This window comes from Ruegeria sp. AD6 (genome assembly GCF_056542325.1).
The window spans coordinates 1-2,024 of record NZ_JBQFZQ010000029.1; the positions used below are offsets into that span (position 1 = coordinate 1).

Annotated in this window: 1 protein-coding gene; it reads left to right on the forward strand. The window is 54.1% G+C overall.

Annotated elements, in window-relative coordinates; translation table 11 throughout:
• The first annotated feature begins 276 nt into the window (after window positions 1–276).
• Window positions 277–1,628, forward strand: a protein-coding gene (locus ACR0KJ_RS19400) for an IS3 family transposase (protein WP_170717543.1) whose coding sequence is annotated in 2 segments (ribosomal slippage) — window positions 277–613 and window positions 613–1,628 — 1,353 coding nt in all. Because the reading frame shifts where the segments join, the coding sequence is not laid out codon by codon here.
• Window positions 1,629–2,024: the final 396 nt, after the last annotated feature.

The window sequence follows — 2,024 nt, forward strand, 5'->3', positions numbered from 1 at the left end:
GCGAAGAACCGGGCAAGCGCCTCTTGCTGTCAGCGCAAACAAACTGTTCTTGGTCCAGCCAAAGCTGTCCGCATAAGGTCGAATCCACCCTTTACGCGCGATCTTTAGCCGTCGGCTCAGCGGATACGGTTAAACCGCCGATGCGAATGGCTACCTCGGTCCTCTCAATCCGGCTCTGCCCAATCGCAAACTGTCCGCCATCAGCACCCATGGAACAGACTAGGTTGATTGCGTAGCGGAGGATTTCAGGCTCATCGTAACCATCAGAGAGTGGAGATGAGAATGAAATCCGGGAAACAGAAAGCGTCAGCAGAGAGAGTTGTCAAAGACATCCGCAGGAAGACACGGCGCCAGCATTCGGCAGAGGAGAAGATCCGTATTGTGTTGGATGGGCTTCGTGGTGAAGACAGCATAGCGGAGCTGTGTCGCCGTGAAGGAATAGCTACGAGCCTGTATTACAGCTGGTCGAAAGAGTTCCTTGAGGCCGGTAAGAAGCGGTTGGCTGGCGATACCGCACGCCAGGCTACCAGCTCTGAGGTGAAGGATTTGAGAGCGGAATCGTCGGCGCTGAAAGAGGTAGTCGCCGACCTGACCCTTGAGAACCGGCTGCTCAAAAAAAGCATGTTCGAGGATGGGGGAGACGACGAATGAGATATCCCGCATCCGAAAAGCTTGAGATCATCCGGCTGGTTGACGGTTCGCACCTGCCGATCAAACGCACACTGGAAAAGCTCGGCATTCCCAGAACGACCTTCTACCGCTGGTACGACAGGTATCTGTCTTTCGGCGAGGCCGGGCTTGAGGATCGCCATTCCCGGCCAGGTAGGGTTTGGAACCGCATCCCCGACAAGGTGCGCAAGCAGATCGTGGAACTGGCTCTGGAAGAACCCGAGTTATCGCCCCGCGAGCTTGCGGTGCGGTTCACCGACACCAGGCGCTACTTCGTTTCTGAGGCCAGTGTTTACAGGCTTCTGAAGGCACAAGATCTGATCACTAGCCCAGCCTGCATCACCATCAAAGCGGCGGATGAATTCCATGAGAAGACTGTGCGGCCGAACCAGCTTTGGCAGACCGACTTCACCTATCTCAAAGTCATCGGTTGGGGCTGGTTCTACCTGTCTACGATCCTGGATGATTACAGCCGTTACGTTGTCTCTTGGCGCCTTTGCACCACGATGAAAGCTGACGATGTCACAGGAACGCTGGAAGACGCTTTGGCTGCATCAGGTTGTGACAGTGTCACCGTTGCCCACAAGCCCCGGCTGCTCAGCGACAACGGCAGCAGTTACATCTCTGGCGAGTTGGCGAAATGGCTGGATGAGCAGGGTATGGATCATGTTCGGGGAGCGCCCAACCATCCGCAGACCCAGGGCAAGATTGAGCGATGGCATCAGACGATGAAGAACCGTGTCCTGCTGGAAAACTACTATCTGCCAGGAGCGCTCGAACAGGCCATCGGCGACTTCATCAATCACTACAACCACAACCGATACCACGAGAGCATCAGCAATCTGACACCCGCCGATGTCTATTTCGGTCGAGCCGAAACAATCCTCAGACGCAGAAAGGAAATCAAACACCAGACAATCCAGAAACGCCGCTTGCTGCATCATCAGAACGCGGCGTAGATTGAAACTGCGGCGAGCCTGATCCTCCTAAGCCAATCAAACGCTCGTGTTCCAAATCATTCGATGACGGACACTTCGGAACGCTGCAGCGCAGCCCGCATTGCCGACATTCGCTGCACCGCCAAAGTTTGGGTTGTCATAAACTAATAGTCTACGGGTTAACCAATCATTTATCCCTGTGGAACGAGCAACCGCTTCTTGACCAAAAAATTCCCAAAAGGATGACAGGATACGGATATCTTTTTCGACGGCGATCAATGGTTTCCCCCATCGGAGGCTTGTAAATAAGCGATATTCACGCCGCCTTTACATAGGGCTACGTTACATAGGTGCGCACCGGAGCATATCATACATAACGTTTCGATCCTCTTACACACGCGCATAAAGGGCAGATTC